This window comes from Candidatus Omnitrophota bacterium (assembly GCA_030688425.1).
Classification (GTDB): Bacteria; Omnitrophota; Gorgyraeia; order Zapsychrales; family JANLHA01; genus JAUYIB01.
Map to the genome: position 1 here is coordinate 497,474 of JAUYIB010000012.1, position 23,185 is coordinate 520,658.

Genomic DNA, 23,185 nt, shown 5'->3' on the forward strand with positions numbered 1-23,185 from the left:
TATTCTTTCAGGGCTGTTCCTGCGGGGCCGGAGCAGGCAGCGGCGCCGGTTCCTTGAGCTCGATCACCATGCCCACCACTTCATGGTCGTCCATGTTATCCGCCGCGTGCGCCTCCGCCGGGACCCAGATCATCTCCCCGGCCTGGGCCTCCATCTCCTTGGTCGAGCCGTCGGGATATTTCAGCAGAAGCTTCCCCCCGCTGGTGACGTAAATGAGGTGGTCCGGATGGGAATGCAGGGCGATGCTCGCGCCCGGCTTGAAGGTCACCTGCAGGACTCGCACGCGTTCATTCTCCAAAACCAGTTTATAGATGTCCGGCCCGACTTGAAGGGGATCATCCGCCATGGCCCGGGACGCGGGCACGGCGGCGGCCATCCCCAGAAAGAGCGTAACAATCAGCATTTTTTGAAACAGCGTTTTTGACATACCGTCTTCCCTCCTTTATTTTAAACGATGCCACCCTCGGGCTTTAGCCCGGGTATCATCCGCATTCAAAACCTGACCGGCGGATGAGTTTTTCGCCTCTCATTATTCCCTTATCATCCTTTTCTTGCAAGGATTCTTTCCAATCGTTTGGTCCGCTGAAAAAACTCCGTCTCGCCAAACACAAAAACTCCCCCGCCTCTCAATCGAGACAGGGGAGTTTTTATGATCACCGGGAATCCGGCGCCCGTCAAAGGCCGGGGGGCACGAAGGGTTAACAAGCCCCCTGCTGTTTCAGCGTCTTGAGGTAACCAAAACCGACCAGCCGGTTGCATTGTTCATCCCAAAGCCGGAAGGTCAGCGACTTGAAGCTCGAAAAAAACGTGATCGGCTTGATCTCCTGGAACAGCGGGTTCTCGTTATAACATTTCTCCAGAAAATAATTGGGGATCTTGGGGCACAGGTGGTGGATGTGATGGAACCCGATGCTTCCGGTGAACCATTGCAGGACGCGGGGCAGTTTGTAAAAGGAACTCCCTTTCAAGGCCTCGGTCACATAATCCCAGTCCTTCTGGCGTTCCCAGTAAACGCCTTCAAACTGGTGCTGGACGTAAAAAAGCCACACGCCCGCGGACGCGGCCATGACGAGCGTCGGGATCTGGATCAGGAGATAGGCCTCCCAGCCGATCCACAGACTCATCGCCATCCCGACGGCCAGGATCCCGAGGTTGGTCAGGTGGGTCCCCCGGCGGCCCCTCTCTCCGCCGTAAGTCCAGGGGATGCGGTGAATGACCAAAAACAAGATCGCCGGGCCGATGAGGAACAGGCACACCGGGTTGCGGACGAAGCGGTACTTGATCCGCGTCCAGCGCGACGCCTTGAGATATTCTTTCACCGTCATGGTCCAGACATCGCCGAACCCGCGCTTGTCCAGGTTTCCGGCCGCGGCATGGTGCTGGGCGTGCTCATGGCGCCAAAAATCGTACGGGGTGAACGTCAGCACGCCCGTGATAAAACCCCAAAGATTGTTCGCCCGGAGAGAATTGAAAAAGGCCCCGTGCCCGCAGTCGTGAAAAATGATAAAGATGCGGACCATCAATCCCGCCGCAAACACCGCGAGCGCCAGCGTGATCCAATACGACACAGACAGGCTGTGGTACATCAAGACCCACAATACCGCGTAAGGCACCAGCGTGTTCACCAGCTGCCAGACGCTCCTGGCCAATCGCGGCTTCTGATACCTGGCCACGATCTTCTGCCAGGGCAGAGGACCGGGGACCGGCATCGTCTTGCCGATATTTGCAATCTGATCGCTCATCGCGTACGTCCTCCCATTCAGAAAAGCACCTTGTTCGACGGAAAATCTACGAATGAAACGTGTTGAAGGCAACGGATTAAACAGCTGTGAAACGGAGCGGGAAAGATACGGCAGAAACTTCCCTGATGACGAACTCTCTTGAACCGCTTTAAGTCTACCACACAATCGCCGCGGGAGACAGGCCTTTCGCCTGCTTACGAACTCCAGCGGATGATGTCCACATCCTCCCGCCGGATGTAGACGTCGCCTTCCTCGCTCACGTTCCATTCGTGGAAATGCTCCGGGTAGATCACGATGTCCACCACCGGCAGGGTGTGCATCTCCTTGGCGACCTTCTCCATGTGTTTTTCGAACGTGGGCACGTCCCGCTGTTCTTTCACGAACACATAATGCGCCTTGCGGTATTTTTTGAACAGCTTTTCGACCTTGTTCATGGACACGTTGCCGCACTCGGCCCAGAACACCATGGTCCCGTCGTAGGCGTTGGCGCTCAAGTCCGGCTGAAACCGCTCGTCCACCTTGGCTTCGACGCGCAAGGTCGGGTATTCCTTGTGATACAGCGCAAAGACCAGCGCCTTGGCAAAGACCTGAAACTCCGTCTCGTGCGAAGTCTTGCCGATGACGATCTTCGTGTTCTTGAACCGGAAGGTGTATTTTTTATTGTGTTCCTGGATGTCCATGACTTTTGTAAAATTGTGTCACACGTTTCACCGCGAAACAATTCTTCTAACGATCTTGGAGGCCAAGAGCGCCAACACATAATAAAACACGGCGTTGACCAGAGTAATGAGCCCCCACCCCGCGGCATTAGGCATAAAAACAATCAAATCCGAATATCCGCATTTGCCGACATTCAGCCCCAGGAAATCCCACAGGATGAAAAACGGCCCCAGAAACGTCACCTGCAGCATCATGGTCCCGATGAATCCCCAAACAGCCAAAATACCCGAGAAAGAACCCGCCGGCGTGAAAGCGCAAGTGATCCACCCCGCCCAGACGAGAACATAACCGGCAAAGATGATCCAGGTTGTTCTTGTAGGGATAAAAAATTGAATGACGTTCTTCATTTGATCACCACCAGGATTGACACACAGATCGGTAAGAATTCAATGTGATCATAGCCAGCAGAATATTGCCAATGACAAAAAATCCCACGGAGACCAGAACACCAGCAAAAATTTTAAAGGTTTTCTTCATCGGCTTTCCGTCCCATTGTCTTGATAATTGATGCCCTGAGGGAGAGCCTGGGGCAGGCATTCCCGAGCGAGCCATTCGATTTTGGGTCTGAGGACACACACCTGTCCCCGATGCTTCGGAACTGGTGCGTGTCCCCTAAATCAAATGCCGGTACTTCTTCCCCTCCCCCGACGGGTTGAGGGTGTCAATGATCGTGAGCCCATGGTCCTTGAGCTTCAGGTCCACAACCTTCTTGTCCTCCTCGGGGAAGACCACTTCGACCCGCGGAGAGAAAAGATCTTCCTCATGCTGTTCCCGGACGACCGCGACAGAGCCGTCACTCAACCGGACCAGGCTCCCCGCCGGCCAGATCCCCATGATCCCAAAAAATTTCGCCAGCAGATGCGGATGGTACCGCCCCGGGGATTTCCTGGTCATCAGCTCGTAGGCCAGGTCCGGCGGATACGATTCCCCGGGGTCCTTCCCCAGGTTAATGGCGTCATAACCGCTGCAGATGGCCACGATCGTCGAGGCCGTGTGCGGTTTTTGCGGCACAGCCAGCCCCGCCCCCTCCCCGGGCTCGCAAGGCAAAAGCCGCTCAAAGGCCACGGTCGCGGGCAAATGTCCTAAGTTGTGCGCCTGCTGTGCCAGGATTTTCGCGCCCAGCACCGACAGGGCCCTTTCGTCATCCGCCGGGACCTCGGCAAACCGGCTGTTCTGCCGGCGGGCGGCACGTCCGATATCGAACAGCAACGACGAGATCCCGATGTCCAGAACGTTCTCGTGCCCCAGCGCGATCTTGGAGGCGAAATGCACGGACAACAGCGCGGTGTTCAGCGAGTGGACCGCCTCCCGGGGGACCTGGTCCGGGTCAGGGCCGGGCAGAAACTCCTGGTACCGTCCCATCAGCCGCTCCATGATGTTAAAAACGACCATCTTCAGCTCCACATAAGCGTTGGTCTGGATTTTTTGCTCACCCAGGATCCTGGCGTGGGCCTGCAGGACCTGTTTCAGAAGCTCCTCGTAGGATTCCTGCGGCCCCACCTTCTCTTTTTTCTGCTGTTCCATGGGTGTTGTGAGCCGGCTGACCTTGATGTTCTGGATGCCGAGCGCCACAAAATGGTCCTGGACGTTGCCGGGCGCCTCTTCCTTGGACAGGAGAAAGGAGATGAACCGGACCAGTTCGTCCCGCCCGGTCTCGGGCTGGAAATAAATCTTCTCGATGCCCTTTTTCTTGGCCGTGGCAATAAAAAGCTGCATCATGGTGCTCAGGTCGAAGGAAATCTGGTTGTCGAACACCAGTTCGTCCTCCACGATCCCGATGACGAGCTGGTCGCGGTCCTTGAGGATCTCCGTCAGGGTGGCGTAGGCCGCGTCCGTCACGCTGCGCACCTGGGGATGCTCCAGCGGGAACATCCGCGCCGCCGCCATGGACGCGCACAGCGATCTTAAAAATTCATTGATTTTATCCATGCCCCCAATCCCGCAGGATCTGCAGGACCTCCGTCTCGATATTCTTGTTCGCGAATTTTTTCCTGCTCAGCGCCGCCAGCAGGTCCGCGGCTTCTTTGATCTGCAGTTTTCCGATCAGCCGGAGGTTTTCTTCCGCGGCCGCGTCCGGCCTTCCCTTCATGAGCGGCTCCAGCAGAAAGGCCGCCGCCTTTTTCCGGGAGTCCCCGTCTTTGGCCATCGCCCGCAGGGCCAGCTCCCTCATCTCCGCGTTGGCCGTCCTCGCCGTTAGGACAGAAAGCAAAAATTCGGGATCGCACGCCGGCAGATCCTGCATCATCCGCAATGTTTCCATCTTGACGTAAATATTGGGAGACTGGAACGCCTTCTTCAAGATCTCCTGCAGAATGGGCGGCGGCAGTCCCTTGGCTTCCCGGATCAGGTTCAGCACAAATTTCATGTCCGGCAATTTCGACCCGAGATTCTCATAAAACCGGTGCGCCTCGCCGGGAAAAAACCCGAAATAGGCCTTCAAGAGCTGCGCGCCGGGCCTTCCCTTCCGGAAGATCGTTTCCACATAGGGGCGGCTGTCTGTCACCGTGCCCGCCAGGGCCCCGAGAAAAAACTCGAAATCCGGCGGGAGTTTTTCTTCCAACAGGAGATTCTCGACCGACCCCGCGACAAACCGCGCGGCCGGTTCCAGGGACGGTTTTAAAGACGGATCTTCGGCCCTCTTCTGCCCAATGATCTCCCACAGGGCCTTGAGGCAGGCTAGCCGCCTGTCCTCCGGCGCCTTTCCGCATTCCTCGATCAGGAGATCGCCTATCATCCTGGCGTCCTCCCCCTGTTTCTCGACGGCCAGGATGTTGAGCAGGGCCAGCCGGTAATGCTCCCCGTAAAGCTCGCGGTCATAATGGAAGGCGTGCCCGGTGAAAATCTCCGGCAGGCGCGAGAGGACCGGGGCATAGACCTCACGGACGAACGGATGCCCGGACTTTTCCAGCAGGCCGGTGATCTTCCGGATCCATTCCAGGGTGACCTGGGCGGAGGCCCGGCTTGCCACCTTGCCGAGCACGGATTCCGCGATCCGGCTGTGCAGGTCCTTGTCCCCGAACCGCGCGAACACCTCCAGGATGAAGAGGTCCGACGTCGTCGGCTCCAGCAGGTCGTCCAGCAGGATCTCGGCAAAATCCCCGGCGCTCAAAGACGCGATGCGCTCCGTGAAATCCTCCGGCAGGGCCGCGTCCTTCAAGGCCTCCTTGTTCCTCAATATCCCCTTGAACAACTGCTTGACGCAGCGCAAGTATTCATAGTTCTTCTTGATCTTCACGTAATCCAGAAAATCGCCCATGCCCTTGCGCACGTCCTCATGCTCCGTGAAACCCTTGACGCCGATGTCCCGGACCACGTGGTCGAAATAATCCAGGATCGAATCGACCTCCTCGATGTTTTCCGTGTCCACCGCCTTGCGCAGAAGGAACGCCCAGATGTCCAGGTCCTCCTTGACGCTCTTGAGGATCTGGGAATAATCCAGCATCTCGACGACAAGCCGGACAAGGTTCTCGTTCTTCAAAATGGAATCCAGCCCGCCCTGGCGGATGATCTCGGCCGGACGCTGGGCGGACCTGAGGATGAAGCGGTTGAGCTCTTCGGGGGACGTGCCCTGCTTGAACTGGATGCTCTTGATGCTGCGGCGGTGGAAGAATTTGGCCAGATCCTCGTAGAGAGAATCGTTCTCCAGTTTCTTCTCGTTGATCAGGAGAAAACGCGGGGCGAGGAAGATCTCCAGGCTCTTGTAGAGGGACAGGACGTCGTTCAGTTTCCGGTGCAGTTCTTCGATGGACTTATTGAAAACGGAATGGCCTTCGGAGTAAATGGCGGCGTTGCCGACGCATATCCGCAGGCTCTTGAGGAATTCCCTGATCGTCTTTTCGGCGTCGGCATCCATGAATTTTGAGAGGATTTCCAGGAGGTCAGGAACTATTCGCAGGCATTGACCGGCCACGGGCATTCGTGGTCAAGCCCCCGGTATTTCCCGGCCCCGCACCAGATGATCCGGTCGCCGTCTTGGCACAACCGCACTTCCTCGGTGAAACTGCCTCCGTCGCGGGTGTTACGGATGGCCTGGACCACCAAATAATCCGGAGACCCGTATGACAACGCATAAATGAAATGCGCGTTGGGGGATGCTCCCGGGTCGTCGATACCGAGTCCCTGAAAATCCAAAGGACAGTTAAAAAAGTCCCCCCTCATCATGTAGCACCGCTCGGCGGCCTGGCGTATGGCCCCGATCGCGGTCCGCGCCTCGACGGTCCGCGAAAATTCCACCGTTTGGAAAAACCGGGGCAAAGCCAGGGACGCCAGTACCCCGACGATGATGATGACGATGACGAGTTCCAGAAGGGTAAAACCGCGTCTTCCCATAATTGGAGGCATCTTCACCGGCCTGCGCTGATGCTGGTACGAAAGATTAACCGTCCCAGGCCGCGGTATCGGCGGAAGGGGCTTCGGCGACATGGGCTTCAGGCGCGCTTTCAGCCGGCTGGTCATAGGAGCCGCCGCCCGTTCCCTCGCGCTGTTTCTTGGGCAGGAAATGGACGTTGCCGGCCACGATCCGCACGCGGCTCTGCGTTTTCCCGTCCTTTTCCCAGCGGTCCTGCTTGAGGCGGCCTTCCACGATGATGCCGTGGCCCTTGGCGAGGTATTTGGCGCAATTCTCCGCCACCACGCCCCAGACCTCGACGTCAAAATAGGACACCTCGTTCACTTTCTCGTTGTTCTTGGTATAGACCCGGTTGTTCGCGATCGACAGAACGCAGACCGCCTTTCCCGACGGGGTGTATTTCAGTTCCGGATCCCGCGTCAAATTCCCCATGACGTTCACGCTGTTCAGACTCATCGCTCAGTCCTTTCGTTTTTGTCCGCTTAGTATTTTTCGAAAAAGGCCGTTCACGCCGCAGGCCAGCGCGTAATTCAGAGGAAAAGACGCGGCCAGGGTGATCAGGTAATTATGAAAGAAATTGTCGGTGACGATCCGTTGATACGCCCGGTGAAACCACATCTCGGGGAAAACAAAAATCAGCGGCACCGGAGTAAACCGCCAGGCCAAATAATGGATGTCCGGCTTCCCGTGCCACCCGGGGCTGGTCTCGTAAACCATCCCGTACCAGAACATCGCCGGGACCAGGAAGGCCAGGATGATCCGGGGCCACGTTGGGCGGAAAATATCGAGAAGTCTTTTCATACAGGCCCGCTTTCAGAAACAATCCCATTCTAACACAAACTCCGGGCCGGGACATCACCAGCTGATGGGAAAATAATCCTTCAGGAACCGGCCGGACCAGTGCTCGCCCGTCAGGATCCCGCTGAAGAACGGGTCGCACACGCGTGCGGCGCCGTCCACGATGTCCAGCGGCGGCTGAAAGTCATGCACTTCCTGTTTGCGCGCGGACAGGGCGGCCGGATCTTCGTCCGTCACCCAGCCCGTGTCCACCGAGTTCATAAAGATCCCGTAATCCGCCAGGTCGCTCGCCGAGGTGTGTGTCAGCATGTTCAGCGCGGCCTTGGCCATGTTCGTGTGCGGGTGCCGGTCGGTTTTGATGTAGCGCTGAAACTTCCCCTCCATCGCCGACACGTTCACGATGTGCTTCTGCCCGGTGTTATCGCGTTTCATGACCGTGGACAATTTGTTGCACATCACAAACGGGGCGATGGCGTTGACCAGCTGGATCTCGAACAGCTCGGCTGTCGGGACTTCACCCAGCCGCAGGCGCCAGCTGTTGGTCGCGCGCAGATCCACCTGCTGAAGGTCCGCGTCCAGCTTTCCGACAGGAAAGACCTTTTCCGGCGCCAGGGTGTGGTCGTAAGAATACGGGACCTGCGACAACTGCGCGGAGGCCCGCAGCCCGATCCCCGGCGATTTCCCGTCCCAGGACACCGCCGGGAGGATGGCCTCCCCCGCGATCTGTGGCCGCACGTGGGACATCAGCCGCTTTTTACATTCCTCAAAAGGCCGCAGTAATTTCTGAACGTCTTCCGGCAGGTCTTCATAGGAACGGTTCTCGCTCGCCATCAAATGCGCGTAAAATCCCGGCGGACGACGGACGGTCTGGGCCGCGTTGTTGATCAGGATGTCCAGCCGGTCGTAAGTCTGCTCAAAATAATTGCAAAACAGCTCGACACTGGGCGTGTGCCGCAGGTCCAGGCCGTAAATGTGCAGACGGCCGCCCCACTCCCCGAAATCTTTTTCCTTGGCGTAACGCAGGGCCGAATCCACCGGGAACCGCGTGGTCGCGATCACCCGCGCCCCGGCGCGCAACATCATCAGTGTCGCCTGGTATCCGATCTTCAAGCGCGACCCTGTGATCAGCGCGACCCGGCCGTGCAAAGGCGCGGTCTGAAACCGTTTCTGGTAATTGAAATCCGCGCACTTCGGGCACATCGCGTCGTAGAAGAAATGCAGTTTGGTGAATTCGTCCTTGCAGACGTAGCAATTGCGGGGGGTCTGGAGCTCGGCCGGCTCGTGCCTGAAATCCGGGCTGTCCGTCGAGATACGGAGGGGCGCGGTGAAGACCGCGGCCTGGCGCGCGCTGCGAATGCCGGTCGAGGCGCGGGCCTTCCGCTCCAGGTTCTCGACCCGGCTGTGCTTGACCCGGCGCATATCCCTCCGGCGTTTGCGCAGTTCAATGCGGTCCGGGCGGGACAGTTTTCCGGAGGCGGCGAGGAGAGCGATCTTCATCTCCTGGGGAAGATAGGCCAGCTGTTCGCTGTTCTTCACCAGGCTTTCCAGCATCTCAACGCACGCCTGGACCTCTTCCTCGGAATACTTCAGCTCGACGACCCCGTCTGTTTTATTGATTGTCATGCGATCCGCGACTTTACTTTTGCCTGTAAACATCCCTGCGGTGGCCGACTTTCACGACATAGACCACGAGGATATCATTCTCAATGGAATATAAAATCCGATAATCCCCACAGCGGATGCGATACATCTCATCACCGGACAACTTCACGCAGTCAACGGGATGGGGATCATCCGAGAGAGAGCCGATCTTAGCCAAAATTTTGGGGATAACCTGCGACGGGAGACTTGCGATTTCTTTGGCCGCTGATTTCTTGACCTCAATTTTATATTTTGCCATCCCGCTTCAAATCCTTGAGCAATTGCTCGTAAGAGACTGTCGGTTCATTGACGCGGTCGGCAAAAGCCTGCAAATCTTCCTGATCTTCGCTCAATTCGTGGCGAACAGCTTCATTGACCAGGTCGGAAACGGATCGGGACGTTTCCGCGGCTTTGAGCTTCAATACTCTGTGCAAATCCGAATCCAGATACACTGTGGCGCGTTTGGCTGGTTTGATCATTTTGGACCTCCCATATATCTTTTGCTGAATATGTCCAGCTCAAGCATAGCACCACAACGTTATAACGTCAAGACGTTATAATGCTAATTTACCGTCCGTACGGGTTGTTCGCGGTGACGTCCTTGCCTTTGTAACCTTCGGCGGCGCCTTCGGTCACGCCTCCGACGGCGTCCGCGCCTTTGCCGACGGCAGTGCCGGCCGCGGTCGTCCCCTCTTTCACGGTTTCACAGCCCATCACGCCCATCGTTGCCACCAGACTCAAAACGATCAAAAGAGATTTCATCGGGATACCCTCTCTCTATGTTAAAGGTCATTATTTCTCGACAATGTCGCCCTTGCCGATCTCTTCGGCCTTGCCGCTGACGATCTGGGCCTTGGAGAATTTATCCTGGACGTCGCTGATCTTGATGTCCGCGACCTTCGTCCTTTCACTGCCCAGGTTCATGCCCGTGTCCGGGTCCACCAGGGCCTCGCCTTCCTTGTAAACGGAAAACGTGTCGCCGGACTGGATCCCGGCGGTCTTGCCGGAATTGACGAACACCAGCCCGTCCTTCACGGTCACGACCTTGCCCTTCCACGCCAGGGACGACAATTTCGTGGCGATGTAATCCACCGCCTGGTCGATCGTGATCTGCACGGCCTTGCCTAACGGCGTTTTCTTGAAACTGGACGAATTGACGTCGATCGTCCCGCTGAAGCCCACGCTCAGCCCGCCGCCCGAGGCCTCGCCCTCGACGCGCTTGGATTCGAGGATCTCTCCCGTAGTGGAGTCGATCAACTGAATGATGACCGCCATGTGCGCGGACGATTTCTTCATCCCCAGGGAAACCCCCTTGACCGACAAACCCTGCCCGCCGCCGGATGTGTTCTCTTCAAATTCCGTGATCTGCCCCTTGATCAGAATCTGGGCCGGGACGATCTTGCCCGTCTGCGCGGCGCTGGACTTGGCCATGCGGTCGCTTGCGGCCAGGTCCTGCTCCGCCATCACCACATCCAGGTCCTTGCGGGTCAAAACGATGAACTTCCCGCTCTGCACCAGGGAATCCGACAACTGCGTCGAGAAATCCTGCCCCAGATTTCCGATGCTTGAATAGCCGGAATCATTCTTGAATTCAAAGACCGCGACCGTTTTCTTGAGCGCGTCCGCGCAAGAATCCGTCGCCGCTCCCCCCAGCCCCAACACCAGGGCCGCCAAAACCGCAAACACGTTCTTATTCATGGTCATCTCCTGTGGTTGTTTATTATCGACAAAGGCTCTTTTCCAGATCCACCGGGCTTTTAATATCTAACGGCTCCTTGACTTCCTGACCTGAAGCCGTGTAGACATGATGCGTCGTGACCTTCCCGTAATTCTCCAGCACGACAAATGTCCTTTTGTCCGGACAATTGACCGTGCTGAAATGGTCGGCATCCCCCAGCGTAAACTTCTCGGAAGATAAAAGGTTAACCCCATAAACATAATTGTACCCGCGGTTGTCCACCCCCAGATAATACATAAAATCCTCGTCCGGGGAGAACACAACATTCCCGCCCGCGGCCCCGGCGGTGAATTCCACGAGGACCTTCTTGGTCCCGTCCGCCTTATTGGTGATCCAGACGCGCCGGTTATACCGCGTCTCGGATTTTTTTTTGTAAACACCCAGCGCGCGCTGGACAGGGTCGGCGCTCTCTTCCACAGTCCAGCGTTTGAGATTGTAAACCGCGGGCCTGGCGGATTCCCCGCCGGCGTCCCTCCTCATGATGACCGGACCCCGCGTTCTTTCAGGCAAAAGGTCATCCCCGCAAAAACCGTTTGTCCCGGCCGCCAGCAAGACCGCCGCTGCCATCACAAAAATTTTCCTCATATCTCCTCCTCTGTCGCTCACGCTCCCCAAAGGGGCTCCGCCCTGTGGCCCCCGCAGGACTGTTGCGGGGTGTTCCCCCGGCAACCCGGGCCTTTTCTTATATCACCCGGTCGTTCCCGCCGTCAATCGGAATCTGGGCTCCGGTGGTTTTGGCGAATACCGGGCCGGCCATCACGCAAACCAGCCGCGCCACATCGAACGACGTGATCTCGGTCTTCAGCAAATTGCTTTTCTTGTATTCTTCAACGGTTGTCCCGTAATGTTTGGCGCGCTTCTCTAATACTTCCGGGGTCCAGATCGCGGTGTCGAACACCTGGTTCGGATGGACAATGTTCACCCGGATGCCCGAAGCCGCCAATTCCAGCGCCGCCACCCGCGCCAACTGCGTCAACCCCGCCTTGGCCACCGAATACGCGGACACGCCGGGGCCGGGAGCGGGCACGTTCTTCGATCCCACCACAATCACCGCCGGCTCGAGCCCTTCCTTCAAATACGGCACCGCTTCCGTCAACAGGTACTGGTGGCTGGTCAGGTTCACCCGCAGACTTTTCTCCCAAGTCTCCGGCTTCATCCCGGCAATGGTCTCGCTCGGCGGAAAAATCCCGGCGTTGCTCACCACGATGTCCAGCCCGCCGAAATTCCGCACGGTCTCTTCAACCGCCGCCTTGACCTGGGCCGGGTCCGTCAAATCCGCCGCGATCCCGAGGACCGTGTCCTTCTTGAACAGCGAGGAAATCTTCGGGTCCATGTCCACCGCGGACACAGCCGCGCATAGCCGCGCGAATTCTTCCACGCACGCCTTGCCGATGCCGCTGGCCGCGCCCGTCACCATCACGACCTTGCCCTGGAACAACGGCGGGGACTGCGCCTTTTTCAGCTTGGCCTGCTCCAGCTCCCAGTATTCCATTTCAAACAGATCTTTTTCCGGCAGGGCCTTCCATTCGCCCAGCATTTCCGCCTGCTGAACGGCGCGGATGGTGTGGTCCGTGATGTCGCTGATGACCCGCAGTTCTTTCACATCGGCGCCGAAGATGAACGAGCCGCGTTCCGGGGCCACCGCCCAGCGCGGGGCCGGGTCCAGGCACACCTGTCCGGGCTTGTGGTTCCTGTCGAAATATTTTTGGTATTCCCCGGCAAAGGATTCAACGGCTTTCAACGGATCGTCTTTAATGATCATGGGAACGCGCTTGGTGCGGATGATGTGGTCGGGGGTCAGACAGCCGCGGGCCGCGATCTTTTCCATATGCGGCAAATTGGAAAACTGAACATGGTCCGGACGCGCGATCTGACTTGCCAGCACAGCCGTGCCCCGTTTCCTCGCAACCGCGCGGCGCAATCGGGCGAGTTCCGGCAGATCCTCTTTCGCCCGCGCGTTGGCGGAAACGGCAACAACCGCGCTGTGCGTCTTCAAATAATCCTCGGCCTTGCTCACCAGCCGGATCATTTTCTCGTAGCTGGCCTTCGCGTCGTTATCAAAAGTGAAAATCCCGTGATGAAGAAGCACCATCCCCTCGGCCCTGGCCCAGTCCAGGTCCCGCGTCATCTCAAAAACTTTCCGGGCCAGAATGAAACCCGGCATCACGTAGGGCACCACCAGGACATTCGGGCCGTAGATCTCGCGGATCCGCTTCTCGCCGTCAGGGGTGTTGGACACCGCGACAACGGCGTCCGCGTGGGTGTGGTCCACAAATTGAAACGGAATGATCGCGTGCAGGATCGCCTCCACCGACGGGTTGGGCGCCGAAGGATCGGTCATGGCCGCCCTCTGCAGGCTCACCATTTTCGCGTCGGACAATTCCTTGAGCCGCGCCATTTTCAACAGCGCGTCCATCTTCACCGGCGCGAATCCCCCGGCCTCGATCGAGGCCAGGTCCCAGCCGCTGCCCTTCACGTAGAGAAGCTCTTCCTCCTCGCCGAAGGCGTTGGTCTCCCTCACCTTGACCGAGGTGTTCCCTCCGCCGTGCAGCACCAGATCGGGCTCACGCCCCAGCAACCGCGAGGTGTACACGCGCAGTTTCAGCGGGTCGCTCTTGAATCCGGCAGCTTCCTGGTCATTCCAAAGGTTGTTCATAGGATTTAACGGCGGTTGTCCGCGCGGGGGCAGGGGCTGTCCCCGAAAGTCTTATTATACCCGGTCAGGGAGTTTTGTCTAATCTGGGATTGTCATTCTCTTTGGGGGTGGCTTCGATGTCGATGACGCCGTCATCCTTCGGGGCAGGGCCCTGTTGCCGGCGGGAATAAAAGCGGAATTCGCCTGCCGGCTGAACAAAAAGATTTGTCACAGAGCTGATGATGCTGAACAACAGCGCCCCCCAGAACGCGCTGCCGAACCCGGCCACGAAAAAGCCCATCACCAACTCCGCGGCCAGCAGGAACAAAAGGGCGTTGAGCGCCAGCGTCGCCAGCCCCAGACTGAAGACCTGCAACGGCAGTGTGAGGGCCAGGATCACGGGGCGGATAAACGTGTTCAGCAGGCCCAGGACCAGTGAGGCCATGATGAGACTGTCCCATCCCGCGGCGCTGATCCCCGGGACGATCCAGACCACCAATAGCAGCGCCGCCGTGTGCACCGCCCATTTTGTGAAAAATGCCTTCATGCGCCCCCCATAAAAGGACACACGCCGTAACCCGCGTTGACGGGGTTACAGCGTGCGTCCCATGTCCTTCAAGTGCGAACTATCTTCTCTTGCTCTTTGACTTCTTTTTGGCTGTCTTTCTTTTTGCGGCTTTCTTTTTGACCATTGTGCTCTCCTTTCCGTGTTTGTCCTGCGTTAAAATCGGAAATGTACGAACACTCTGCCAAAATTTTTGTCGTCCTTCTCAACCCGGTGGTACAGCTTTTTGATCTCCGGCCTCTGCAGGAACCGCAGAACGTGTTTCTTCAACTGCCCGCTTCCCTTGCCGGGGATGATCTCCACAAGGGCGATCCGCTTGCGCACCGCGTCCTGGATCACGCGGCCCAATTCCTCTTCAATGGAATTGCCTTTGTTGAAAATATCGTGCAAATCTAATTTGAGCTTGGCCATAAGGGGGACTGCATTGCGGGCGCCCCGGGAATTTCGCTATCGGAAACTCAAAACGATCATCACGCTGTTGAACAGCCCGAAGATAATTTCCTGAATGCCGACAACCTGAGGACGATGAAAGCTGGAGCATACTTCTAAATAATACACCGCGCGGGCGAACAATACAAGAAACGATAGAATAATTATTATTGGCAGTCCGTACATCGCCTGCAGTCCGACCAGCGCCAGCAGGCCGCCCGCGTGCGCCAGCGTGACATTGCGCAAAGAATATTTTTCGTCCCGGGACTTGCGCAGGCGGTGGCGGACATAAACGATGCTCGTCGCGCCGCGCACCATGAGCGCGGCCCAGACTGCGAACGCCGCCGGAAGAGAAAACCCGCCCGCGATCGTGATCGCGGCCGCCACCGAGCCGGTGGCAAGCCCGCCCATGATCTCGGCGGCCAAAGTCTTTTCATTCCGCCCGACCGCGAAATAAATTTGCAGCGAATAAAAAATCCCGGCGAAAACCAGCGGCATCCAGAACGGATACGGATTGTTCATCAGCACGGCCGCGAACCCGACGATCATGAGCGCGGCGTAAACGGCCGCCACCTTCATCGCCAGCATCGTGCGCGGGAACGACCGGTTGTCCAGCAGGTCCCGCACAAAAATTTTCAACGGATGCGTCAGAAAAAACGCCAGCACTGCCACGGCCCCCAGCACAATCCCTTCCCAGGACAGGGCCAGCCCCAGCCCAACCAGCACCGCCTCCGCGATCATCACCCACGCCCCGTGCTCCTTTGGGACGGCGACGGCTTTCCATTGTCCGGGCATTTCAGGCATTGGGCTTTTCCCCCTCAGACGCCGGGCGAACATCCTCCGGCCGCTGTTCGTTGACCAGGATGGCATACAGTAAAAAGAAATACCCCATCACCGGCCAAAAATCGTTTTCCAGAAAATAAAACCGCAGTTCCTTCCCGTTATGAGCGCCGTTGAGCAGCGCGGCAATATCCAGGACAGGGGCCGTATAAAGCAAAGCCGTCGAAACGATAAAAACAACGATGCCGGGAACGTCTTTCCACGACCACGGCCGCCGGCGCCATAACTCCTGGTAATGATACATCAATGCCATGGTCGCGAACATCAACAGGACCAGGTTGTAATCGTGCGACGTGGGGCTGGTGACCGTGGCCAGCGACAACAACAGGGAAAATTCCAAGGCGATCACGCGGGTTGTCCGGACCCGGGCCCTTAACAGGGCCTTGATCGCCCACCAGTATAAAACCGTCAGGATCAGCGCACAGACTAAAGCCAAAAAACTTTTTTCCTCGAAAGATTTCGGAATGATGCCCTGCATGACCCCTGCCCCGACGGTCAGGTTAAGGCAACTGACCAAAGAATGGTTCCCTGTCCAGATCTGCGTGCCATGGGTCACCACCCCCGTCATTTTCTGAATGAACGTACCGTAAGTGCCGCCCCATCCCGTCAGGAGCACAAGCCCCGCGAATGAAACCAACGACCACGTCAGGACCTTCCATTCCCGTTTGACAGCGAAATAAAGGATGAATATCCCGGGGTAAAGTTTCATCAGCGTCGCCGCGCTCAACAGCACCCCCGTCACCCACGCGCGCCGTTTCACCGCGTAAGAAAAGAACATCAGGACCACCAAAAGATAGATCAGGTGGTCCACGGTCCCCCGCTCCTGGGCGAATTTCAAAGGGTAAGAGAACGCCGTGATCACCAGCGTGACCGCCCAGAACAGGGGCTTATTTTCAAAGAACCGGGAAAAAAGCCAATAGCTGAACACCGTGACAGCCAACAAGAGGGTGATCCACAGCATATACGCGGGGATCTCCGGGAGCAGACTGAAAGGCGCAAAGGCGTAAGCCAGAAAGGGGCTGTTGTACCACTCCCGGTTGGGGCAATCCTTCTCCTTGTGGACAAAGTAGATGTCCCCGCCGGACATGAGGGCGCGGGAGGCGTGGTAATTGATATGAAAATCCTTGCGGGACGGAGGGAAACGAAACGTCTGATATTCACGCTTGTACTGCGGCATGAGATCCGCGCCTTTCATCAGCAGGAACTGCGCGGCAACCATGCTGATGATCACGAGAAGACAGAATTTCCGGTAAGAGTCGTTCATGAGAGTCCGACGGTTTCTCTCATTGCAGATACGGCTGAAGCCCGGTCATCAACAGATGAATGCCGATGGCGGCGAGGAACAGGCACATGATCTTGGACAGCACCAGGCACACCACCTTGCCCAGCGTCCGGTAGATCGTGTCGATGAAAGACAACACCAGCGCGGTCAGCGCCATCACGATCACGATGGACAGCGCCGCCACCGCGAAGCCGTGATTCATGTAATTCATGAACGCCGTCATCATCGCCCCGGGCCCGGCCAGGATCGGGCAGGCGATCGGCACCGCGCCTATCTGATGCGCCCCGGCCCCGTCCTCGGACATCACGCTTTTCGCCAGCGCCCCGAATACCAGGTGGTCGATCGCGATGATCAACAACAATAACCCGCCCGCCGCCTGCAGATCATTGGCCGTGATGCGGAACAGATACGTCAACATCCCCTGCCCCGCCAGGATAAACACGAACAAGATCACCAGTGCCGTCCACACCGCCGTGCCGAACGCCTTCTTCCGGTCCTCCGGCGGCATCTTGTGCGTCAACTGAAGGAACAACGGCACACTCCCCACCGGATTCACGATGGCAAAGAGGATCAGGGTGGATTCAATCAATGCGGTCCAGTTCATGATTTAACTCCCTTCTTAGCTATCCATGCCGTTTGCGAACGTATTCCAACAGCATCGAATAATCATGGTCATCCGCCTTCCTCAACGCTCGCACATAAAGATCCCTGTCCTCCGCGTCAATATCGCCGACATTCCAGGTAAACGGCTCCTGCTTGAGCACATCTTCCAAAAGCAGGTCCGTCATCAAGCGCGCGTGGCGGCCGTTGCCGTTGGCGAACAGATGGATCCAAACCAGCTTATGATGAAACCGCGCGGCGATCTCATCCGGAGAATATGTTCCGTGCTCGATCCAATAGCGGACATCCTGCAACAACGTGTGCAACTGCGCGGGGATTTGCGGCCAATCGACACCGACGTTCTTACCGGAACGCCTGAACGATCCCGCCCAGCGCCAGACCTTGCCGAACATCTTTTGATGCAATGTCTTGATAAACTTTTCCGTCAAAATATCGCTCTTGCGCCGATTGGCCAGCCACTGCAGGGCTGCACCGATATTGTCCTGTTCAAAACGGTTCAGCTCTTCACGGGTGGCGATATGCCCCAGCTTCAACCCCTCCATTTCATCCGGGTCAAGCGGGGTGGCGCCTTCGGGATATTGAATATTATTCACCATCCTGGTCCCAAAAATCCTTCGGCGGGTCGATCACGATCTTCTCGATCATATCGTCCAGGGCCTTTTTCTGGTCCTCCCCGGACAGGGATTGTTTTTCCAGCCGCATGGTATTGTCCAGCAGCTTCAGCCGCTTTAGCGCGATGCGCCTGGCCTGGGCCCTGACCATCGCATCCAGCGTATCCTCCGGCACAAAACCATAGACAAACTTCATGTTCAAACCTTTGGCGATCTTCTGCAGCGAGGACAGTTTCAGATCACCGTTCTTTTCCGCATTTTCCAAACGGGAAATGCGCGATTGATCGATCCCCACCCGTTGCCCTAACTGCGCTGTGGATAATCCCAGGGCCTCGCGGATGGACTTGACCCATCCTTGCGACGGCATGACCGGATCAAGAAAATTCCGGAAAACAGCCAATCTTTTGTCCAACTGCTCACGAACAACTTTTCTTTCCCAGGACGTCATATTTCGCCTCTTAATTAAATGCTATATATGGCATTAATCAACAATAATATATGCTAAATATAGCATAATAATACCATTTGTCAATGCTATTTATAGCATCTATAAGCGCAGCACGTTTTCTCCATCCGGGAATAAGGGGCCGTATGTGCGTGTCCGTGAAATTATGCCAATTGTATTTTTAACTTTTTCCCAAGGGCGTTTGCGGCTTTTTCCAGTGTCAGGAGGGTGACCGACACGTTTTCGGGGTCCAAAAGCCGGTCCAACTGCGTCCTGCTTTTGATCTGCATCCTCGCCGTCATTTCACTTTTCGTGATGTGCTGTTGCTCCATGATCTTCTGGATTTGAAAGGCGATGACGCGCTTGATAGCTGCGGCCTGCGCTTCTTCCAAGAGATTCTCTTCCTTCAAAAAATCATCAAACTTACTGCCGATATGTTTATTTTTCATGGTCCTATCCTCCCCTGACGTCTCTCGCGCGCTTCCGGGCCAGATCCAGATCTTCCCCGGGGGTTTTCTGGCTTTTTTTAATAAACCCGTGCAACAGCACTATATTTTCCTCATAAACCGTGAATAATATGCGTGAAATCTTATTATTCAATTCAGTCCTTACTTCCCAAATCCCTTTTTCCAGCTTCTTAACAACAGGCATGCCAATCGGCCACCCAAATTGCACAGTTTTAATGTCCTCACCTATCGCTTTCTTCTCTTCCTTCAACAAAGATTTCAGCCATTCCCTGACTGGTTCATGACCTGTCTCCGTTGCGTAAAAGACCACCTGTAATGGGCTGCTTCTGTCCATCATGCATTCACCATTACGTTATAAGTGTACCATAATTGGTACATATGGCAAGTCCTAATAAATGGTGTCTCCGAAAGGACGGAAAACAAAAGACCCGTCCTCACGATGGGACTACAAACACACTTGGGGTATTGACCTGATTGGGGGGGGGATAAGAAGGGGTAACTGATTAATACTTTACAACAGCTTCACGATATTTTCAAGCGGATGGGTGAGCCCCGAGTTCTCCACATGCGGGGAGGAGTCCTGAACCCAGAGGGGTTCAGGGCATAACAACAGCATGCCCCTGTTCCAGCAAGTGGTTATTCAAAAACACCTCTTCCCCGCCGTCCTCGGCCGGGATGAAGATGTCCGCTAAATAACGGTCGTATTTATCCGACCGGCTGCTGCGAATGATGATCTGCGAGGCCTCTTTGATCAGTGACTGCACAAACGCCTTAGCTCGTAGCCCCGCATTTTCCCTCACGCGGGGCGGAGTACTTAGCCCAGAGGGGCTAAGTGTTGGCGGCGTCCCCACTTCCGGACAATCGATCCCCCGCAAGCGCAGCACCTGCCGGGTCCAGGTCTCAAACCCCAGGTCGATCCGCACCTTCAGCGTGTCGCCGTCCACCACCTTCTCGACAAAGGCCTGGTAGGTGTAAAGGTCCCTGGCTGTGCGCTCCGTGCTGTAGAGGGAATAAGAATCCTCTTTAGGCCGGGACTCCACGATCTGTTCCGCCTCAAACCGCCCTGCTGTGCGAGAATCCACATCCCGAAAAATCCCGAACCCCAAATCCAGCAACAACGGCTTTTCCAAACTCCCCGCGCCCAGCGTGGGCCGCTGGATCAGCTTGTAGGTGTAGATCTGCCCCCGGATGGGTGTCAGGAGGGTTTGCTTAGCAGGGTGCTCCTCTTCTTTCGGCTCTTCATTCCCCCGCGAGGCCTTGATGCGGGAGCCCAATTCTCTATACGACCAATCATGCTTGATACTCCTTCCTTCCAGGAGCTCGCGTTCCCTTTCATCCCGGACAGTCAATAACTTCGTATAATGCGACCAGGTCAATTTCCGGTGCGCACCGGAAATCTTGGCCTTCGGGTAGATCCTCGCAAACTGGATGCATCGCTGCAAACTCGAATCTTCAATCTCCAAGTCCTTTGAAAGCTGCTTCACCACCTCCGTCCCATACTCCGCCCGGTCCTTGTTCTGGAGGATATGCTCACGGATCAGCCGTCCCGTTTCCCAGTAAATACGCACCTTCTCCGCCTCAATGCGCCGCTGGCCTTGAATGAGCGTTTGCCGGACTTGGTTTAGGAGGGTGGTGTAGGTGGAAGGGAGTTTTGTTTTCGAGGGGGGCATGAAAAAGAATTAAGTCCTGTGTCCCAGATTCAATATTCAATCGCTCATTATTTCCTGAACAAATCCAGATACTCATGAAGGGCAAAAAATTGGTTCCTGGAATATCCAGTGATTTCTCGCAGGATTCCAGCCTTGACAAATTGCCCAATCAAGCTGTTTGCTGTGTTGTAGGTAACCTTTAAAATGCCGGCGGCCTGACTGATATTAATGACCGGTTTGGAAAAAAGGTGAATCAATAACGGCTGGCCAATTTTCGCTCTACGCCCGAATCTTATGACCTTCTGCTCATACTCATGACGGAGCGCAATGATACTTTCAAACGTTTTCTTCCCCTTACCAGCCGTCTGGATGACACCGTTAAGAAAAAATCTAATCCATTGCTCAATATCACCTGAAGTACGCACCAGCATCAAGGCGTCAAAATACTCTCCACGATGCTTTTCCAGGAAATCCGATAAATACAACGTGGGTTTTTGCAAAATTTTATAATCAACTAACTGTAAGGTGATCAAAAGCCGTCCAATACGACCGTTACCATCTAAGAATGGATGGATCGTTTCAAACTGATAATGGCTCATGGCAATTTTGATGAGCTGCGGAAGCTGGAGAGCGTCGTTATGCCAAAATTTCTCCAAATCTGAAAGAAATTCTGGCAGCTCATCATGATGAGGCGGGATAAAAACAGCGTCCTTCAAATTGGGGCCGCCGATCCAATTCTGACTCTTCCGGATCGCCCCAGGCTGCTTTTCTTTCCCCCGCACACCGGCCAAAAGCTTTCCATGCGTCTCCTGCAAAAGCCGCATACACAAAGGCAATGCCCCAAGGCGTTGGATGGCGGAATCCATGGCTTTGATGTAATTCTGGACTTCCTGCCAATCGTCCTTCTTCTCCGGAGAAATCTCCTCAATGGGCAAGACCGCCTCATCTACCTCGGTCCGGGTTCCCTCTATGCGGGATGATGTCGTGGCCTCTTTAACAACGTGCATTTTGACAAAGAAGCCAACATCCGGGACCAAATGGGAATACGCATTAAGCTCTCCCAATTCACGGACAGCCTGCTCTAAGAGCAGAATAATCCTGCGGTCATCCCAATTGAAGTCCTGGTTAATTAAGGAAGGCGAAAAACTCTGATATTCATACTCCGAAAGATAAAAGTGCTTCTTATATTTACCGGCGATGTATTTCATAGAGTTTTCCTGAATTTGAGTTATGGATAACCATATCTCAAGTTTATAGCCAAACTTGAGACAAGTCAAATCTTATCTCAAATACCTTCTCCGCCTCAATGCGCTGCTGGCCTTGAATGAGCGTTTGCCGGACTTGGTTTAGGAGGGTGGTGTAGGTGGAAGGGAGTTTGGGTTTGGAGGGAGATACAGGCATGGGTTATCAATTCAATTACGGATTAGGTCATGCATCCCCGGGATTTACCTGCTTGAATTGGCCTTCCTTAAAATATTTGATAGCACGGTTTAGGAGTTCATCAGTCTCTTGGTCACTCAAACCAGCATATTGAGCAACATGATTCAGGGCAGGCACCCACCGATTAATCAGCAATTTCCCAAGCTCTTCTGGATGGGTGCTGGTCTGTGCTTCCTCAGTTAAATATGGAGACAAAAAACAATGCGCTATGCACTGCAAACCTAGCATATATTTAGACAAAAAGAACAGCCAAAAGGGGAACTGCTCATCTAACATATGCACATAGTTTCTTACTTCGGGAATTTCATGCAACTCTTCCTTAAAATTATTATACCCGTCAAATGCAATATCCACTTTCTCCATATAAAATCTAGCAACTTCTGGAGACTCAAGGAAGCGTTTTAGAATCGGGAGGATAGGCCCGATATCTTTCGCTTCGACATCCTGCCTGGAGACAACGATTATCGTTTGATCACAAAGTGGCCCCATAATCAACCACGTTCCTCAAGAAATTACTTTCTTAGTTCATGCAAGGGCACCCAATCCCCTGGCGCGCGCTCAAACTTCCAACAAAACCACCCATCCGCAGCGTGTTTTGTTATAAACTTAGCCGCTGAAGAGGGCGACGTGAAGATTTTATTCCGAAATCGGATAGCTCCGCTCTTTTTAATATAAGCACGATATACCTTGCCTTTATATGACCATTTAATTCGTTGCCCTTTAGTAAAATATCCCGATAGAACGGGTTTCCTGCCCTCAGCAATATCGCTTAAAGCGCCTGAATCAATGGTATCCACATTCTCATCACCAAAAAGCTCTGCCATTTCCGCTCTTTGCTTTTGTTGATACATCTTACGGAATAATTTCTTTAAATTTTGCGACTTCTTTAATTTACCAATCTGACGATTTTCTTTCGGAGAGGCAATTCGGATGGCCAACGCTTCAAGCTCTCTGATATGATCTGACTCAATCGTTAAATAAACACTAAAACGATCCCAATTGTTAGCGTGACGATCTCTAAGATGGCCATGGAGTCGCCCTCTTAAGTTTTTGGCAAGCCCAACATAATGCAAATGATTCTTTTTATATAAGGCATAAATACCATGCCGCCCTTTAAGAAACTTTCTTAAAATTTCCTGTGAATTTACCAAGGCACTCCGGGAAATTTTTTCTAAGTGTTGGCAAACCAAGTGTGTCTTTTTCGAACGCATAGA

Annotated in this window: 29 protein-coding genes; all 29 read right to left on the minus strand. The window is 55.2% G+C overall.

The window, feature by feature from the left end; genetic code table 11:
- Positions 1-7: 7 nt before the first annotated feature.
- Positions 8-427 (minus strand): cupin domain-containing protein, encoded by a 420-nt coding sequence (locus tag Q8Q08_03455; protein ID MDP2653070.1) that lies wholly within the window; start codon positions 425-427, stop codon positions 8-10.
- Positions 428-698: 271 nt separating this feature from the next.
- Complete coding sequence (locus Q8Q08_03460) at positions 699-1,742, minus strand: fatty acid desaturase (protein MDP2653071.1); 1,044 nt, start codon at positions 1,740-1,742, stop codon at positions 699-701.
- 194 nt (positions 1,743-1,936) lie between these two features.
- Positions 1,937-2,422: a YaeQ family protein gene (locus Q8Q08_03465; protein ID MDP2653072.1), complete on the minus strand. Its 486-nt coding sequence runs from the start codon at positions 2,420-2,422 to the stop codon at positions 1,937-1,939.
- Between the two features lie 27 nt (positions 2,423-2,449).
- The gene (locus tag Q8Q08_03470; protein MDP2653073.1) at positions 2,450-2,809 is read right to left on the minus strand and encodes a hypothetical protein; all 360 of its coding nucleotides are present in this window, start codon (positions 2,807-2,809) and stop codon (positions 2,450-2,452) included.
- 265 nt (positions 2,810-3,074) lie between these two features.
- Complete coding sequence (locus tag Q8Q08_03475) at positions 3,075-4,391, minus strand: hypothetical protein (protein ID MDP2653074.1); 1,317 nt, start codon at positions 4,389-4,391, stop codon at positions 3,075-3,077.
- The gene (locus Q8Q08_03480) at positions 4,384-6,315 is read right to left on the minus strand and encodes a hypothetical protein (GenBank protein ID MDP2653075.1); all 1,932 of its coding nucleotides are present in this window, start codon (positions 6,313-6,315) and stop codon (positions 4,384-4,386) included. Before Q8Q08_03480 ends, Q8Q08_03475 begins: the two co-directional genes overlap by 8 nt.
- 32 nt (positions 6,316-6,347) lie before the next feature.
- The gene (locus Q8Q08_03485; GenBank protein ID MDP2653076.1) at positions 6,348-6,791 is read right to left on the minus strand and encodes a prepilin-type N-terminal cleavage/methylation domain-containing protein; all 444 of its coding nucleotides are present in this window, start codon (positions 6,789-6,791) and stop codon (positions 6,348-6,350) included.
- A 46-nt stretch (positions 6,792-6,837) separates the two neighbouring features.
- On the minus strand, positions 6,838-7,266 hold the full coding sequence (locus Q8Q08_03490; GenBank protein MDP2653077.1) for a single-stranded DNA-binding protein: 429 nt from the start codon (positions 7,264-7,266) through the stop codon (positions 6,838-6,840).
- A gap of 3 nt (positions 7,267-7,269) precedes the next feature.
- Positions 7,270-7,611, minus strand: coding sequence for a hypothetical protein (locus Q8Q08_03495; protein ID MDP2653078.1), 342 nt, complete (start codon positions 7,609-7,611; stop codon positions 7,270-7,272).
- 54 nt (positions 7,612-7,665) lie between these two features.
- Complete coding sequence (locus Q8Q08_03500) at positions 7,666-9,231, minus strand: SDR family oxidoreductase (protein MDP2653079.1); 1,566 nt, start codon at positions 9,229-9,231, stop codon at positions 7,666-7,668.
- Between the two features lie 13 nt (positions 9,232-9,244).
- A complete protein-coding gene (locus tag Q8Q08_03505; GenBank protein MDP2653080.1) occupies positions 9,245-9,508 on the minus strand; it encodes a type II toxin-antitoxin system RelE/ParE family toxin in 264 nt (87 codons plus the stop codon).
- On the minus strand, positions 9,495-9,728 hold the full coding sequence (locus Q8Q08_03510; GenBank protein ID MDP2653081.1) for a CopG family transcriptional regulator: 234 nt from the start codon (positions 9,726-9,728) through the stop codon (positions 9,495-9,497). The genes Q8Q08_03505 and Q8Q08_03510 overlap by 14 nt, the downstream gene beginning before the upstream one ends.
- Positions 9,729-9,816: 88 nt before the next feature.
- On the minus strand, positions 9,817-10,011 hold the full coding sequence (locus Q8Q08_03515; protein MDP2653082.1) for a hypothetical protein: 195 nt from the start codon (positions 10,009-10,011) through the stop codon (positions 9,817-9,819).
- 30 nt (positions 10,012-10,041) lie between these two features.
- Entirely contained in the window at positions 10,042-10,947 is a 906-nt protein-coding gene (locus tag Q8Q08_03520) for a CsgG/HfaB family protein (GenBank protein MDP2653083.1), read from the minus strand.
- Between the two features lie 22 nt (positions 10,948-10,969).
- Positions 10,970-11,572, minus strand: coding sequence for a hypothetical protein (locus Q8Q08_03525; GenBank protein MDP2653084.1), 603 nt, complete (start codon positions 11,570-11,572; stop codon positions 10,970-10,972).
- Positions 11,573-11,669: 97 nt separating this feature from the next.
- A complete protein-coding gene (locus Q8Q08_03530; GenBank protein ID MDP2653085.1) occupies positions 11,670-13,643 on the minus strand; it encodes a bifunctional aldolase/short-chain dehydrogenase in 1,974 nt (657 codons plus the stop codon).
- Between the two features lie 64 nt (positions 13,644-13,707).
- Entirely contained in the window at positions 13,708-14,169 is a 462-nt protein-coding gene (locus Q8Q08_03535) for a phage holin family protein (GenBank protein ID MDP2653086.1), read from the minus strand.
- Between the two features lie 174 nt (positions 14,170-14,343).
- Positions 14,344-14,598: a Smr/MutS family protein gene (locus tag Q8Q08_03540; GenBank protein MDP2653087.1), complete on the minus strand. Its 255-nt coding sequence runs from the start codon at positions 14,596-14,598 to the stop codon at positions 14,344-14,346.
- A gap of 36 nt (positions 14,599-14,634) precedes the next feature.
- Positions 14,635-15,420: a YwiC-like family protein gene (locus Q8Q08_03545; GenBank protein ID MDP2653088.1), complete on the minus strand. Its 786-nt coding sequence runs from the start codon at positions 15,418-15,420 to the stop codon at positions 14,635-14,637.
- The gene (locus Q8Q08_03550; protein ID MDP2653089.1) at positions 15,413-16,720 is read right to left on the minus strand and encodes a glycosyltransferase family 87 protein; all 1,308 of its coding nucleotides are present in this window, start codon (positions 16,718-16,720) and stop codon (positions 15,413-15,415) included. The genes Q8Q08_03545 and Q8Q08_03550 overlap by 8 nt, the downstream gene beginning before the upstream one ends.
- Before the next feature lie 19 nt (positions 16,721-16,739).
- Positions 16,740-17,342, minus strand: a complete 603-nt coding sequence (locus Q8Q08_03555) for a MarC family protein (GenBank protein MDP2653090.1) — start codon at positions 17,340-17,342, stop codon at positions 16,740-16,742.
- A 19-nt stretch (positions 17,343-17,361) separates the two neighbouring features.
- Complete coding sequence (locus Q8Q08_03560) at positions 17,362-17,955, minus strand: mobile mystery protein B (protein MDP2653091.1); 594 nt, start codon at positions 17,953-17,955, stop codon at positions 17,362-17,364.
- A complete protein-coding gene (locus Q8Q08_03565) occupies positions 17,945-18,418 on the minus strand; it encodes a mobile mystery protein A (protein MDP2653092.1) in 474 nt (157 codons plus the stop codon). The genes Q8Q08_03560 and Q8Q08_03565 overlap by 11 nt, the downstream gene beginning before the upstream one ends.
- 161 nt (positions 18,419-18,579) lie before the next feature.
- A complete protein-coding gene (locus Q8Q08_03570) occupies positions 18,580-18,864 on the minus strand; it encodes a Fis family transcriptional regulator (GenBank protein MDP2653093.1) in 285 nt (94 codons plus the stop codon).
- A 4-nt stretch (positions 18,865-18,868) separates the two neighbouring features.
- On the minus strand, positions 18,869-19,216 hold the full coding sequence (locus Q8Q08_03575) for a type II toxin-antitoxin system RelE/ParE family toxin (protein MDP2653094.1): 348 nt from the start codon (positions 19,214-19,216) through the stop codon (positions 18,869-18,871).
- A 262-nt stretch (positions 19,217-19,478) separates the two neighbouring features.
- Complete coding sequence (locus tag Q8Q08_03580) at positions 19,479-20,552, minus strand: DUF1016 N-terminal domain-containing protein (GenBank protein ID MDP2653095.1); 1,074 nt, start codon at positions 20,550-20,552, stop codon at positions 19,479-19,481.
- A 47-nt stretch (positions 20,553-20,599) separates the two neighbouring features.
- Complete coding sequence (locus tag Q8Q08_03585; GenBank protein MDP2653096.1) at positions 20,600-21,739, minus strand: Fic family protein; 1,140 nt, start codon at positions 21,737-21,739, stop codon at positions 20,600-20,602.
- A 220-nt stretch (positions 21,740-21,959) separates the two neighbouring features.
- A complete protein-coding gene (locus tag Q8Q08_03590) occupies positions 21,960-22,460 on the minus strand; it encodes a hypothetical protein (GenBank protein MDP2653097.1) in 501 nt (166 codons plus the stop codon).
- 23 nt (positions 22,461-22,483) lie between these two features.
- The gene (locus tag Q8Q08_03595; GenBank protein MDP2653098.1) at positions 22,484-23,182 is read right to left on the minus strand and encodes a hypothetical protein; all 699 of its coding nucleotides are present in this window, start codon (positions 23,180-23,182) and stop codon (positions 22,484-22,486) included.
- Between the last annotated feature and the right edge of the window lie 3 nt (positions 23,183-23,185).